9 protein-coding genes are annotated in these 14,196 nt (G+C 60.5%); 6 read left to right on the top strand and 3 right to left on the bottom strand.

The window, feature by feature from the left end:
- The first annotated feature begins 180 nt into the window (after nt 1-180).
- The 5 genes from QFX07_RS03195 to QFX07_RS03175 all read left to right on the top strand — a co-directional run bounded on the left by QFX07_RS03195 (nt 181) and on the right by QFX07_RS03175 (nt 6,339).
- Nucleotides 181-1,662 (top strand): malate:quinone oxidoreductase, encoded by a 1,482-nt coding sequence (locus QFX07_RS03195; protein WP_279754202.1) that lies wholly within the window; start codon nt 181-183, stop codon nt 1,660-1,662.
- Between the two features lie 249 nt (nt 1,663-1,911).
- Complete coding sequence (locus tag QFX07_RS03190; protein ID WP_279740298.1) at nt 1,912-3,195, top strand: YihY/virulence factor BrkB family protein; 1,284 nt, start codon at nt 1,912-1,914, stop codon at nt 3,193-3,195.
- Between the two features lie 141 nt (nt 3,196-3,336).
- Nucleotides 3,337-4,401 carry an alpha/beta hydrolase gene (locus QFX07_RS03185; RefSeq protein WP_279754203.1) on the top strand — a complete coding sequence of 355 codons (1,065 nt, stop codon included), beginning with the start codon at nt 3,337-3,339 and terminating at the stop codon, nt 4,399-4,401.
- Between the two features lie 189 nt (nt 4,402-4,590).
- Nucleotides 4,591-5,682: an S-(hydroxymethyl)mycothiol dehydrogenase gene (locus QFX07_RS03180; protein WP_279740301.1), complete on the top strand. Its 1,092-nt coding sequence runs from the start codon at nt 4,591-4,593 to the stop codon at nt 5,680-5,682.
- Between the two features lie 9 nt (nt 5,683-5,691).
- Entirely contained in the window at nt 5,692-6,339 is a 648-nt protein-coding gene (locus QFX07_RS03175) for an MBL fold metallo-hydrolase (protein ID WP_279754204.1), read from the top strand.
- A gap of 137 nt (nt 6,340-6,476) precedes the next feature.
- Here the strand turns inward: QFX07_RS03175 and QFX07_RS03170 are convergent, their stop codons facing one another.
- The 3 genes from QFX07_RS03170 to QFX07_RS03160 form a co-directional block, all read right to left on the bottom strand.
- Entirely contained in the window at nt 6,477-8,066 is a 1,590-nt protein-coding gene (locus QFX07_RS03170) for an MFS transporter (protein WP_279754205.1), read from the bottom strand.
- Nucleotides 8,067-8,128: 62 nt separating this feature from the next.
- Nucleotides 8,129-11,410, bottom strand: coding sequence for an SMC family ATPase (locus QFX07_RS03165; protein WP_279754206.1), 3,282 nt, complete (start codon nt 11,408-11,410; stop codon nt 8,129-8,131).
- Entirely contained in the window at nt 11,407-12,612 is a 1,206-nt protein-coding gene (locus QFX07_RS03160) for an exonuclease SbcCD subunit D (protein WP_279740308.1), read from the bottom strand. Before QFX07_RS03160 ends, QFX07_RS03165 begins: the two co-directional genes overlap by 4 nt.
- Before the next feature lie 207 nt (nt 12,613-12,819).
- Here QFX07_RS03160 and QFX07_RS03155 point away from each other — a divergent pair, with 207 nt between their 5' ends.
- Nucleotides 12,820-13,965: an ADP-ribosylglycohydrolase family protein gene (locus tag QFX07_RS03155; protein ID WP_279740310.1), complete on the top strand. Its 1,146-nt coding sequence runs from the start codon at nt 12,820-12,822 to the stop codon at nt 13,963-13,965.
- Nucleotides 13,966-14,196: the final 231 nt, after the last annotated feature.

Genomic DNA, 14,196 nt, shown 5'->3' with positions numbered 1-14,196 from the left:
GCGTGTTTGGCATGCCTTGAAGGGTCTATGCCCCCAAAGAAACTAGTGTGTGAACTGTAACACCCTCCTGTTATTTGCTGATTCTAGCTATGCCTCCCCCGCTAAAAGGAGTAGGCTAGATGATGTACCCCACAGTCATTGTGCCCAAGGACGGGCACCCTCACCCTAAGGGAGAATTCAGTGGTAGCACGTACTGAACGAACCGACGTCGTCCTGGTCGGCGGCGGCATCATGAGCGCCACCCTCGGTGTGTTCCTCAAGGAACTCGAACCGACCTGGAATATTATCCTGCTCGAACGCCTCGACAAGGTTGCTCAGGAATCCTCCAACCCCTGGAATAACGCAGGTACCGGCCACTCGGCACTGTGCGAGCTCAACTACGCTCCCGCTGGTCCTGACGGTACTGTCTCCGCTGCCAAGGCGCTAAACATTAACGAACAGTTCCAGATTTCTCGTCAGTTCTGGGCATCCCTGGTGGAGAAGAATATCTTGACAGACACCAGCTTCATCAACCCGGTCCCCCATATGTCCCTGGTCTTCGGTGAGGACCACTCCAAGTACCTCGCAGCACGCTACGACTCTTTCCGCAAGGAGAAACTCTTTGAGCGTATGCAGTTCTCCACCGACCGCGAGAAGATTGCTGAGTGGGCTCCGCTGACTGTCAAGGGTCGTAAGGAGAACGAGCCGATGGCAGCAACCTGGTCCCCCGAGGGTACTGACGTGAACTTCGGTTTCCTCACCGAGCAGCTGGTCGCTTACCTGCAGACCAAGGGTGTTGAGGTTCGCTATGGATATCAGGTCACCAACCTGAACCGTGAATCGAACGGCTCCTGGCAGGTTGAAGCGATTAACCGCATCAACAAGAATGAGCCCCTGAGCATCAACGCAAAGTTTGTCTTCCTCGGAGCCGGTGGTGGCGCCCTGAACCTGTTGCAGAAGTCCGGCATTGAAGAGGGTAAGGGCTACGGCGGCTTCCCCGTTTCCGGCCTATTCCTGCGCAACACCCACGAGGCGACCGCAAACCAGCACAACGCTAAGGTGTACGGTCAGGCTTCGGTGGGTGCACCTCCCATGTCTGTGCCTCACCTGGACACCCGCTACGTGGACGGCAAGCGTGCCTTGCTCTTCGGACCCTACGCCGGTTTCAAGACGAACTTCTTGAAGCAGGGTTCCGTACTGGATCTGCCGAAGTCCCTACGCCTGCACAACCTGTACCCCATGACCCGTGCAGGTTTGGATAACGTCTCCTTGGTCAAGTACCTGCTCACCGAGCTGTTGCAGAACAAGAACGCTCGCCTGGAGACCCTGCACCAGTACTACCCCGAGGCTATCGGCGACGAGTGGGAGCTCATCGAGGCGGGTCAGCGCGTCCAGATTATGAAGAAGGACCCGAAGAAGGGCGGCATCCTGCAGTTCGGTACCGAGGTTGTTTCTGCAGCGGACGGCTCCATTGCGGCTTTGCTGGGCGCTTCCCCCGGTGCTTCTACTGTGGCTTCGATTATGCTGAACCTGCTGGCGAAGTGCTTCCCCTCCAAGATTGCTGGTTGGGAGCCCCACCTGAAGGAGCTCATCCCCGGTTACGGTGTGAAGCTCAACGATAACCCTGACCTGGCTGATGAGCTGATGGCTCACACCGCTAAAGTTCTGGGTATTCACAACTAGTTTTCAGCTAGTCGCAAACAGCACCTGACGAGTCTTTTTGGAGTTTTTCGGGGCGATAACCCTCTCTATCTGACTCACAGGCCAACTATCTGCATTCCCCGAAATATACGGGAGGGTCAGAAAAACCTATAATGTCACCGTAGGGGCGGGAAGGACAGCTCATTGTTCTCCTCGTCCCTTCTGTGCGCCCCACACGCTGAAGCTACTAGGCGCACCACTGTGTACACCCCACTCATTCAAGGAGCCCTATTGTCTGCACACACTGGCTCTTCCACTGATACCTCCTCAACCAAGGTATCCGCCGGAGCTCGACGCGGACTCTTCTCCCGTAAGAAGAAGCCCGCAGCCCCCAAGTACGCAAGCGTGAAACTGCGTGACTTCCCTAAGGGCAGCGTCCTCTACATCCTGCGCCGTGCTATCTTCACATTCGGTGCAAACGGCGCAAGCGACATGGCGGCAGCGCTCACTTACTTCACCGTGCTGTCCATCTTCCCTGCCCTGCTGGCGATTGTCTCCCTCCTGGGCGTATTCGGTCACGGTGAGGAAAGCGCCGCAGTCATCCTCGCATTCCTCAAGGACAACGCGCCCGCCCAGATGTACGCCATTATGGAAGACCCCATCAAACAGCTTACCGGCGACCAAGGCGCAGGCCTGGTGCTGTTGACCGGTATCCTCAGTGCGCTCTGGTCAGCCTCCGGGTACACCGGCTCATTCGGCCGAGCTCTCAACACGGTCTACAACGTACGTGAAGGCCGCCCCGGCTGGATTCTCAAGCCGCTGAATGTCTTCGTCACCACCGTGCTTATCATCCTCGTGGTACTCATGATCCTCATGATACTGCTGGGCGTAACCGTCCTCGATTTGATTGGTCAGTACCTACCCGAAACCGTCAATATGGAGCTCATCAAGCTCATCTGGCTCAACGGCCGCTGGGTGCTCATCCTGTTCATGGCAATCGCCCTGATCACTCTGCTCTACGCCGCCACCCCGAACGTACGCCACTTCAACCAGTGGAAGCTCTCCCCCGGTGCGGCGCTGGCGCTCTTCGGTATGAGCCTGGGCGGTTTCGGCTTCACCCTCTACACCAATAACTTCAGCAAGTACAACGCCACCTACGGCCTCATCGGTGGTGTGATTGTGATGCTACTGTTCATCTGGATTATGAACAATATGCTCCTCTTTGGAGCGCACTTGGACGCAGAAATCATGCTCATGCGTCAGGTCCTCGCCGGTGAAGACGATCAGGGGCGCCTGAAGGTTCAGCCGCGCAGCACCTCCGCGTCCCGTACGCTGGAAGAACAGCGCGAACGCCTCATGTACGCCGGACACGAACTGCAACAGCAGGCGGCAGGCCAGGGCATGCTCCCCAAGCCGAAGGGCCCCTCCATTGTGGCTCGCGTGAAGAAGGCAGTGGGCACCAGCACCACCAAGATTCGCACGTTCTTTGCCGGCGGTAAGAAGCAGCCCAAGCATGCGGAGGCAGACACCACGGCGGAAGCTACCGAATATAAGGCGAAGACTGACTCTCAGTAGCAGGCGCTCTTCGACCTCGGGCACCGATAAGTCCACCGGTGCGGCACAGAAGAACTAAGCGGCAGCTCAGCTAAGCGCATATCACCTCAATCTTTCAAGGGCGTGGGACAGAAACCCTGCGCTGGTCACTAAGATAGACATATGACCAGTGCAGATTTCTCTCCCGCGCCCTTTGCTGTACCCAACGCCTCTGCGTCCAATGTTGATGCACCCAATGCCGCCGCGCCCGCCATTGTTCTCCCCGACCTCGAGTACACCCTCTACCAGCCGCAGCAGCTTAAAAGCCGTATCCCCACCCTCATGATTCACGGCTTCGCCACCCGCGGCGAACAGCTCTACGGCGGCACCAGCTGGATCCGCCAATATCTGCGCGCCGGATACCCCGTACTGATCGTTGGCCTGCCCTACCACTCAGACGAATACCTCAAAGACCCCGAGTCCATGCAGGCCATCGACTGCAAGCTCCCCAACCACACGGGCGTGCGCAGCCACACAATTCCGTTCAATTCGGTGCTTTCTGTCGATGCTGCAGGTCAGCCGCTGCCCCCCATGCACCTGTTCACCAACCTGCTCGCCCAGTTGCTGCAAACAGTCGCCACCGAGAACGACCTCGGCGTTGAACTGGAGCCCCGCGCACACGTTATCGGTTTCTCCTTCGGTGCCCGCGTTGGCTGGGAACTCGCCCTCACCCACCCGGAAGCGGTCGCATCACTCACTCTGGGCGGTCTGCCTCTGCACGACCACCTCATCACCCTGCGCGCCATGCTCGAAGCGCACGAGGGTACCAGCGTCACGGCGGATAGTGAAACCCCGGCGGCAGACTCCACTGATGAGGCGATCGCCTCCTTCACCTCGATTATTGACGGGTCCCCCATTCAGCCCGACGCGCTGCTGAAGTTCGTTCGGATTCCCTTCGGCCCGTTCTTCGACGTGCCCGCCCTGCGTGCTGGTTCCCCGGACTTGCCGGCGGGCCACCCCGGCGCACATCCGCGTGTACCCGTTGCGGTCGTACTCGGTGACGCGGATACCATCGCCGCCGACGGTGCGGAACTCTACGATATGGTGCGCGAGGATGACCCGCTCAACCGTTTTATTCCCCTACCCGGCCGGGACCACGTGAACGCACTGACCTCGGGTGCGTTCCGACGCGGTGCGCTCGCCTTTGCTGCTGATGTGGAGGCGGCAGAGGTAGAAACGGCAGAGTAAGCAGCCGCAGGCTACGGTGTCCGGGCTCCGGGCGGAGTATCCAACAACGTCATAAAACGTCAAATTCGCATGGGGGCTTCACTATCAGCTTTATCGCGCACCAGGTACGCCAATGCTCGTAGAATGGGAACGTATCAAAAAACCTTTATCTGCGGTTGGGCTTCAACCGCACCTCAGCAAAGGAGCACCATGCACAAGGTTAAGGCTGTTGTAGCCCTCTCCCAGGACGCACCCGTCACCGTCACCACTATCAACGTACCTGACCCGGGCAAGGGCGAAGCACTCGTCAAGGTCCTCACCTGTGGTGTCTGCCAGACCGATCACCACTACGTCACCGGCGGCGTCGGCCAGGACTTCCCCTACCTGCTCGGCCACGAATCTGCAGGTATCGTCGAGGCTGTCGGCGATGACGTCACCGACATCGCCCCCGGCGACCTGGTCATCCTCAACTGGCGTGCAGTCTGCGGTGAATGCCGCGCATGCCGCAAGGGTCAGCCGCAGTACTGCTTCGCAACCCACAACGCAACCCAGAAGATGACCCTCGAGGACGGTACCGAGCTCACCCCCGCACTGGGTATCGGCTCCTTCGCGGAAAAGACCCTCGTCGCAGCAGGTCAGTGCACCAAGATCACCGCTGACATCAGCCCTGAACAGTACGCAGCAATCGGTCTGCTCGGCTGCGGCGTCACCGCAGGTCTGGGCGCTGTGCTGAACACCGGTGAACTCAAGCGCGGCGAGTCCGTCGCAGTCATCGGCTGCGGCGGCGTCGGCACCGCAGCAATCGCAGGCGCACAGCTCGGTGGCGCAACCACCATCATCGCCGTCGACATCGACGAAGATAAGCTGGCACGCGCACGCAAGCACGGCGCAACCCACACCGTGAACTCCTCCAAGGTCGATCCCGTCGAGGCTGTCAAGGAACTCACCGGCGGCTTCGGTGCAGACCTCGTCATTGACGCTGTCGGCATCGCCCCCACCTTTAAGCAGGCATTCGAAGCACGCGACCTCGCTGGCCGCGTCGTCCTCGTCGGTGTGCCCGCCCCCGGCACCACCTGGGACATCCCTCTGGATGAGATCTTCGGCCGCGGCGGCTCCATCAAGAGCGCGTGGTACGGCGACACCCTGCCCTCCCGCGACTTCCCCGAATTCGTGGACCAGTACCTGCTCGGCCGCCTCGACCTGGACGGCTTCGTCTCCGAGCGTATCCGCCTCGAAGACGTCAACGAAGCATTCGAAACCATGAAGACCGGCCGCGTGCTGCGCTCGGTCGTGGAACTCTAGGAGCGTAGTGTGAGCGAACGTATTGAACGAGTCGTCACCTCCGGTACCTTCTCGCTAGACGGCGGCTGCTGGGACGTCGACAACAACGTCTGGATTATCGGCAATGACTCCTCGGTGATCATCATTGACCCCGCTCACGACGTCGACAAGATTTCCCGTACCGTCGCAGGCCGCACCGTAGAGAAGATTCTGCTGACCCACGCCCACGACGACCACATCCGCAGCGCAAAGGAAGCGGCAGAACGCTTCGGCGCACCCGTCTACCTAAACCCCGCGGACCGTGTGCTCTGGGAAATGGTGTATCCCTCCTGGGACTTCGACCACGAACTGGCCGACGGCGATGTAGTACGCATCGGCGATACCGAGCTGAAGGTCCTCACCACCCCCGGCCACTCCCCCGGCTCCGTGTGCTTCTACGCCCCCACCCTCGGCTGGGAGAACAGCGAAGGCGTCGTCTTCTCCGGCGACACCCTCTTCAACGGCGGCCCCGGCGCAACCGGACGCTCCTACAGCGACTTCGACACCATCATCGAGTCGATTTCGACCCGTCTGCTGACCCTGCCCGAGTCCACTGCGGTCCTCACCGGCCACGGCGACAGCACCGGCATCGGACTGGAGGCACCCGAGCTTCCGGCATGGATTAAGCGCGGTCACTAAACCGGTAGCCTCACGCTGAGGTTCTCGCGCGGAGACTCTCATGCTGAGGCTCCTCACCACAAACCGAATACAGTACGCACAAGGCGGATGCCCCACCACCTGCAGAAGGTGGCGGGGCATCCGCCTTTACACATGCTCTAATTGCGTTCCAGCTGATTCCAAGGAGCCAGCTGCTCCTCACGCTCCTTACGCCACAAATAGCCAAACAAATGGCCCAAGGCAAAATACAGAGTCGCAATAATCACCGGAACCATAAACGCATTACGGTAATACGGAGCATCGCCCATATAGCCGCCCCACATGCTACCCAACGCCATACCAATGCCCAGCATCGAACGGGTAAAGAAGCTCGCCTGAGCATCCGAAATATGCTTGATCGAACGGTTCAACGACAGCTCCTGACCGGCAAAAGCCACACCCAGCGCCACACCGCAGAACACCAAAGCATAGAAAATCGTGGACGTATCATCACTCACCGGCAAATACAGGGCACCCATAATCAGCAGAACGCCGCTCACCAACCAACCATGCCACGGGTTCATCGAACGGGCGCCCAAAGCCACGGGCAAAGACACGAGCGCCATCGCGCCGGTACCGGTCGCAACCATCGCCATAAACAGGTTCATCGAACCATGAATCAGCGAGAAGCCCAGCAGACCCGAACCGACCGCACCCATATTCGCGCCCAGCAGCACCAGACCCAGGATCAGCACCACCGTCTGCTTATTCGGGCGGACCAGGTTCTTTGGCGAAGACATGCGAATACGCGAAATATCCGGCATCCACCTCGGCGCAGCCAGAACCACAGTGAACAGCAGCGCATCCAGAATCATAGTGATCCAGAAGCCCGCATACTCATGATTCGGGGTGATATATGCATCGCCCAGCCACACCAGCAGAGCAGCCAGCGGGTGCATCGACAGGGTCGCCGTCGTACCCCAAGAAGTAGCTGTCGACAAGCGAACATCAGTGTACTTATAGTTGCGGCGGTACAGCGACTCCAACGCAAACGGCGTCCACGGCGGAGTCGTAAAACCCATCGCCACGCAAGAGAGCGCAGTGTACATCGTACTCACGTTATTCGGGTCAACCGTCAAACGCCAACCAATGACCAACATATTCAGCACCGCAGCAATATTCAGCACCGACGTAATCGCCAGCAACGCCCTCAAACCCAGGGCACGCACCAGCATCGGGCCGAGCATAACCTGGACCGAATACGCACTAGCAAACGCCGCCACCGCATAGCCTCCATCATGCACACTACCCAGGTGGCTCGCCAACAGAATATACAGCGCAAACGCCGAAGAAGCCGCCGGAATGTGCAACAGAATCGTCAACACATTACGGGGAAAACCCTCATCACGGAGCACACCGCGCAGATGGTAACGCTGCTCCTTACCGTCACGCAGGAACAACGCCCAATGCTGACGCAAAATATCCGGCAACGAGGCGTTCGTATTAACCTCATCCGTAGCCGCCACCGGTCGCTGCGGCAACTCCTGCAATACGTGGTCGTTACTGCGCACCACATCCGTCAGGGACGTACCCGGAACCGTAGGAATACCCGTACCCGAAGCACGCAACTTATCCGGCAAATCGGAGGCGGGTGTCACCTTCATGGTGCGCGGAGGAACCTCCGGCGCAGATGCCTTAGCGCGCGCATCAGCCGAAGGTTCCACACGATACGTTGAGCTCGGGTCCCTACCCTGAGATGTCGAGGTCATCATCTCTTTCACGAATAAACCGCCGGACATGCTACAACAGCAACCCGGAAGCGAATTTATGCCTAATAGGAGTTTACCCTCACCGACGAGCCGTTCTGACCCTTTTCAACCACAATCTGGGCGGGAATACGGTTCTTCATCTCCTCCACATGCGAAATCAGGCCAATAGTGCGTCCACTATCACGCAGGGACTCGATCGTGCCCATCACCAGGTCCAAGGTTTCAGCATCCAGCGTTCCAAAACCCTCATCAATGAAGAGGGTATCCAACTCGATACCGCCATTATTTGCTTGAACAACCTCAGCCAACCCCAATGCCAACGACAGCGACGCCAAGAACGACTCACCACCGGACAGCGAGGACGCCTCACGCGGCTCGCCCGTCCAAGTGTCAGTAATCTCAAGGTTCAGGCCCCCACCGGAACGGCTACCCTTCGCACGGTGATCACTAAACACCATACCGTAGCGGCCCTCACTCATACGATCCAGATGCAGCGACGCCGACTGCAGAATACGCTCAAACTCAGCACCCAGCACATAGCTGACCAGGTCAACCTGATGCTCATAACCGCCCAGAGTGTCACCGCGGGCAGCCGCCGCCAGATTAGCCAGCATCTGCGCACGGTCATAACGCTGCGCCGTTTGCGCACGGAACGCCGCATACTCGCCACGCAGCACCTGCAAAGAACGCATCACGCTCTCCCGTTCACCCTCACGAAGAGTCAAACGGTGCGCCGCCGCACGCAACTGCTGAACCTGCTCACGCACATCCTGCAAATCATCCGGAGCCTGCTCACCAGCGGCAACACGCGCCACCACCGCAACAATCGCCTCACGACCAAAGCCCTCAAGGAGGCGGGCATGCTCCAACTCATACGTGGCAACAGCCTGCTCCAGCGCATCAACACGCTCGGGAGTACGCACCGCTGCCTGCACCAGCTCAGCGCTCTCAAACGAAGACTCAGCCAGCAGACGCTCAGCCTGCGCCGCAGTCAAATCATGACGCTCACGGTCCTGGCCCAACAGCAACACCGCACGAGCAAGACGCTGATGCACCGCACGGTAGCTTTCCACAGCCTCAACACGCTGCGCAAAACCCACCGCCGCACGAGCAGGCAGCAACTCAACCGCAGCTGCCTCACAGCGCGCCACAGCGTCACGGTGACGAGTCTGAGCCTCAACCGCCGCACCCTCGATGGTGCGTAGCGCCTCCTGAGCCTTCTGCTGCTCGGCCCGCACCCGCTCTACCCTCACCAGCACGCCGTCACGCGCGGTCACACGTGACTGAGCCTGCGCGAGGCGGGTCTGTGCCTGCTGCAGCTGGGTGGCAGTCTGCTCAATATCGCACTCGCCCTGAGCAACCAGGGTCTCGTACTGGGTGCGGGCGGCGGCAAGCGCCTCGGAGGCTTCCTGGTGTGTCCTGCTCGCCCGGTTCTTAGCCAGTTCGTGGGTGCGCGCCTGCTTGTGGGCCTTGTCTTCACGTTCCTTGGCGGCATCCAGGTCGGCGCGCTCAACCAGCTGCTCGCCCTCGGCAATCTGCGCTGGGGCAGGGTGCTCCACCGAGCCGCAGACCGCGCAGGGTTCACCGTCCTTGAGCTCGCGCGCTAGCAGCGAGGATGCCTGGGCAAGGCGCAGCACCTGCAGGTTCTTGAACTCCTCCGTCACGGCGAGCGCCTGCTGAGCCGAAGCCTGCCACTTTTCCAGTGCCTTCTGCTCAGCGGCGGCGGTGCGGTTGATCTGTTTCTGGGCCGCGGCGACCGCGGCAGAGGCGGCATCCAGCTTTTGCTGCATCTGCTGAGCGGCGTCATGCTTTTGCTGCGTCTCGGTGACCAGGTGCGCAGCGAGGGTGTGTTCCTGGTCGGCGGTGCTGTATCCCGCGAGTTCTTCGGCGAGCTGCCCGGCTTGGGCGGTGAGGTCACTCAGTGTCTTTTCGGCACGCGACTTGTCCTGTTCGAGGGAGTTAGCTTGCTTCAGCAGGGCGGCTGCGGCGGCTTCCTCCTCGGTAAGCTGCGCGTCCTTCTGCTGCAGGGCGCGCAGGGTGTCGAGGAGCGCCTCGAGCTTGGGTTCCTGTTCGGCGGGCTCAAGGGAAGGGAGTGCAGCGAAGATCGTCTCCTCGGGGAAGTTTATCTCCGGCGAAATGTCATGGTCGCGCAGTGCCGCAAGCAGGGCGTTGCCGTTCTCCTCCAGCACGGCAGCACAGGTTGTCTGCTCCTGCTGGCGGGCGGCGAGCGCCTGAGATTCGGCATGGACCTGCGCGTACTGTGTGTACAGGGGTGCGGCGGCACGTGCCTGCGCCAGCTCTTCACGCTGCGCCTTGTACTCGTCAGCGCGTTCGGTCAGGCGGATGCGGCGCTCGCAGAGCTGCTCGTATTCACGCCAGTCGGCCCGTAGCTGGGCGCGTTCGACGAGCAGGCGGGTGTTCCGGTCGGCTTCGTCGGTGAGGCGCTGCTGTTCCTGCTTTTCGCGCGCGGAGGTTTCTCGGGCGCGTTCTACCCCGCCGGCGACCCATGCGTCGAGGGTTTCGGCGGTGATGTTCTCAGCGGTGAGCTGTTCGGTAGTCTCCACCTCCGCTGAGCCTTCGGTAGCGGCACCCTCCTCTGCAGCATCTTCAGCGTCCGGATCCGCAGCATCCAGTAGCGCCTGCAGGGCAAGCATTTCTACACGCGCACGTTCAAGGTAGCCGCGCTGGGTATTTTCGTCCTGGGCGACTTCCTGCTGGGCGGTTTTCGCTTCTTCCGTGAGCTCGGCGAAGAGCTGCTCGTAGTGTTCGACGGGGAACATCTTTTTGAGCAGTTCTTTGCGTTCTTTGGGCTTGGACTTGAGGAATTGCGCGAACTGACCCTGCGGGAGGAGCACAACTTTGAGAAATTGTTCTTTGGTCAGGTGGGTGCGTTCGGCGATGGTGCGGTTGACTTCGGCGACGCTGCTAGAGATGGGGGTCCAGGCTTTTTCGTCAGCGGGGTCGGCGCCGGGTGCGAGTTCGGCAAGGGTTGCTTTGGCGCTTTCTTCACGCATCTGGCCTTTGCGGGCGCCTCGGGTGATGGGCTTGTTGTAGGCGGGGGTGCGGTCGATGCGCAGGCGCTTGCCGTGGAGGGTGACGTCGAGTAGCACGCGCGGTTTGGCGCCGCTGTGTGCCGCGTAGGTGGAGTGCAGCTTGGCGGATTCGCGGTCGCTGCTGGTTTCGCCGTAGAGGGCGTAGCAGATGGCGTCGAGGATGGTGGTTTTACCGGCACCGGTGGGGCCATTGAGTAGGAATACACCGGCGTTGTTGAGGGTGTCGAAGTTGATTTCTTGGCGATTGGGGTATGCCATGAAGGCTTCGAATTCGAGGCTGTGCAGGATCATGCGTTGTCCTTGTGGCTTGTGATGTGGTCGTTGAGGGTGGTGATGACGTCGCGTTCTTCGTTGGTGAGGGAGCGGTTGCGTACGTATTGGTGGAATTGGTCGAAGACGTCCACGGGGTTGTCGTCGCGGGTGGGTGGTGCGGCGGCGGGTTTGTCGGCGGCGGGTTGTGTGCTGCGGTAGCTGAAGTGGGAGATAGTTTCGTAGCGGCTGCGTAGGCGGTCGACGGCACCGACGGGTAGGGTGTCGTCGGTGAGTTCGATGCGGCAGTAGTAGCCCTGCTCGTAGTCGGTGTGTTCTGGGCTATTGAGTAGCTGTTCCATGGTGCCGCGCAGGGTTTTCATGTGTACGCGGGTTGCCCATTCGTGACTGCTGATTGTGGGTTCTTCACCGGGGTTGAGTTCGATGAGGTAGGCGCCGTTGCGGTTGTGTTCTTCGCTGAATGAGAAGCCGAGCGGGGAGCCGCTGTAGCGGATGGTATGGGTGACGGGGTAGCGCTTATGGATGTGGCCGAGGGCTACGTAGTCGAAGCCGTCGAAGAGGGAGGCGGGTACCCAGTCGATGCCACCGACGCTGATGTCACGTTCGGAGTCACTGCGGGGTGTGGTGTCTGCGCTGCCGGTGGTGTCGCTGACGGTTGCGTGGCTCATGACGATGATGCGGTCGGCGCCTTCACCGCGGGCGTGACGTTCTGCGGCGTCGGTGCGGATGGCGTCGGTGACGGCACCGAGGACGGCGTGATGGGTGGGGTCTACGCCGAGGGCGGTGGCATGGAGGCGCGGCGCGAGGTAGGGGATGGCGTAGACGTGTACGCGCAAGGTGCCGTCAGTGAGTTCGACGGGGCGGGTGGCGTCTTCGAGGGTGGTGCGCAGGTGCACGCCGGAGGCTTCAAAGAAGGCGGCGCCGTAGCTAAGCCGGCGGAAGGAGTCGTGGTTGCCGGAGCTGAGGATGACTTGCACGCCGGCGCGCATGAGGCGGGTGAGTGCTTGGTCGAGCAGAGTGGTGCTTTCGGCGGTGGGGATAGTGCTGTCATAGACATCGCCGCTGATGAGGAGAGTATCAACGCCTGCGGCGTGCACGTAGTTGAGCAGTTCGTCGATGAACTGCTGGTGTTCGCGGGTAAGGGGGCTGCGGTGGAAGGTGCGGCCGAGGTGCCAGTCGGAGGTGTGCAGAATCTTCATGGTTTCAGTATCGCACTGCATCATGTTTTGCGCCTCACAGTTCGTCATTCAGGGGTCAGAGCCCCACAACGGCGCTGGTACTCAATCCACGGCGTAGGTGCTCATGCGGAGCGGGGGCTCCGTCCGCAAGACATCCCGCGCCGCAGAGGGGACACTCCCCCGCGAGCGTAAGCACGAAACCGCCCGATACATCCCCCAGTGCATCCTAGCTACCCGTGGGATAATCACCCTATGAGTTTTTCTTCTGTTGAGTTCACACATGCACCTGAGGTTTCGGCTAAATTTGGGGGCAGAGTGCGTGGTTTGTTGTATGCGTCTGCGTTGGGTGATGCGTTGGGGTACCCGTTGGAGTTGTTGTCGGCGGAGCAGGTTGCGGAGCACGACCCTAAGCCGTGGGATTCGGCGTTTGGTGAGTTACTGGTCAGTGATGATACACAGCTGACCTGTTTCACTCTGGACGCTTTGACAGAGGTTTTGGAGTGGAATAATGAGGGTGCGGCGGCGGATGAGTTAGCGTGTCTGTGGTTGGCATATTTGCGGTGGTTCCGCGGTATTGGTGGGGCTCTGCCGGAGTCTGCACCGTTTTCGTTGGATCGTGAAATCGATGGTTCGTCGGAGCTGACGGCTCATCGTGGTCCGGGTGCGGCGACGTTGCGGGCGTTGGGTTCGGGTGAGATGCAGTTGGTATCAAAGTCGTTGAATCCTGATGCTTTGGGTAGTGGCGCATTGGTACGTTCGGCGGCGTTGGGTGTGTTGCCGGTAGCGCAGGAGCGTACGGTGGTTTTGTTGGCGGTGCGTGCGGCAGCATTGACACATGGGCATCCGGAGGCGTTGGCTTCGGCGGCGGCGTATGCGTTGCTGGTTCGTGACCTGTTGGCGTCTCCGTCTGGCACATTTGGTGCGTTATTGGAGGCGGCGCGCCGTGTGGTTTCGTGGTGTGGTTCAGTGGCGGCGGATGATTCGATTCCGGGTGATGCTTCGCGTACGGCGGCGGCGTTGAGTCGTGCCATCGAGCTGCTGGAGGGCGGTACGGTACCGGTTCCGGAGGCTGTGGCGGAGTATTTTGGTACGGGGTGGACAGCGCCTGAGCTGTTGGGGGTGGCGTTCTGGTGCTCGGCGGATGCCGCGAAGAGTCTACCAGCTGATGCTGACGATGCGACGGTGCGTGGTGCCCTGTTTGACGGGTTGTGCCGTGCGGTGTCGGTGGATTCCGATTCTGATTCGGTGGGTGCGATGACGGCGGCGTTGTGGGCGGCGGCTGGTTTCCCGGTGGGGGGCGATGAGGCTGATGCTTGGTCGGAGGCGCTGGGTCGTGTGCGTGGTTTGGATCAGGTGGAGGCGGTGGCAGAACGCTATCTGCACCAGCTGGGACTGTAGCGGCGCTAAACCTCAACGGCGTAGCGGACATGCGCAGCGCGGGGGCTCCGTCCTCAAGGCGCTCAGCGCCGCAGAGGGGGCACTCCTCCGCGAGCATTGTCCGCAAGCTGTCTTACGAACCCTACCCGCACGAATATCCTTCGCGACCTAATGTAGACATAGAAAGGGCTCTCCGGTATATCGGAGAGCCCTTTCTGTATGTGTTAGAACTAGCGAACCTGAACCTAGACA

This window comes from Rothia similimucilaginosa (assembly GCF_029850985.2).
Taxonomy (GTDB): Bacteria; Actinomycetota; Actinomycetes; order Actinomycetales; family Micrococcaceae; genus Rothia.
Note: the sequence above shows the minus strand (reverse complement) of the source record. Positions and strands in the feature narration are given on the sequence as shown.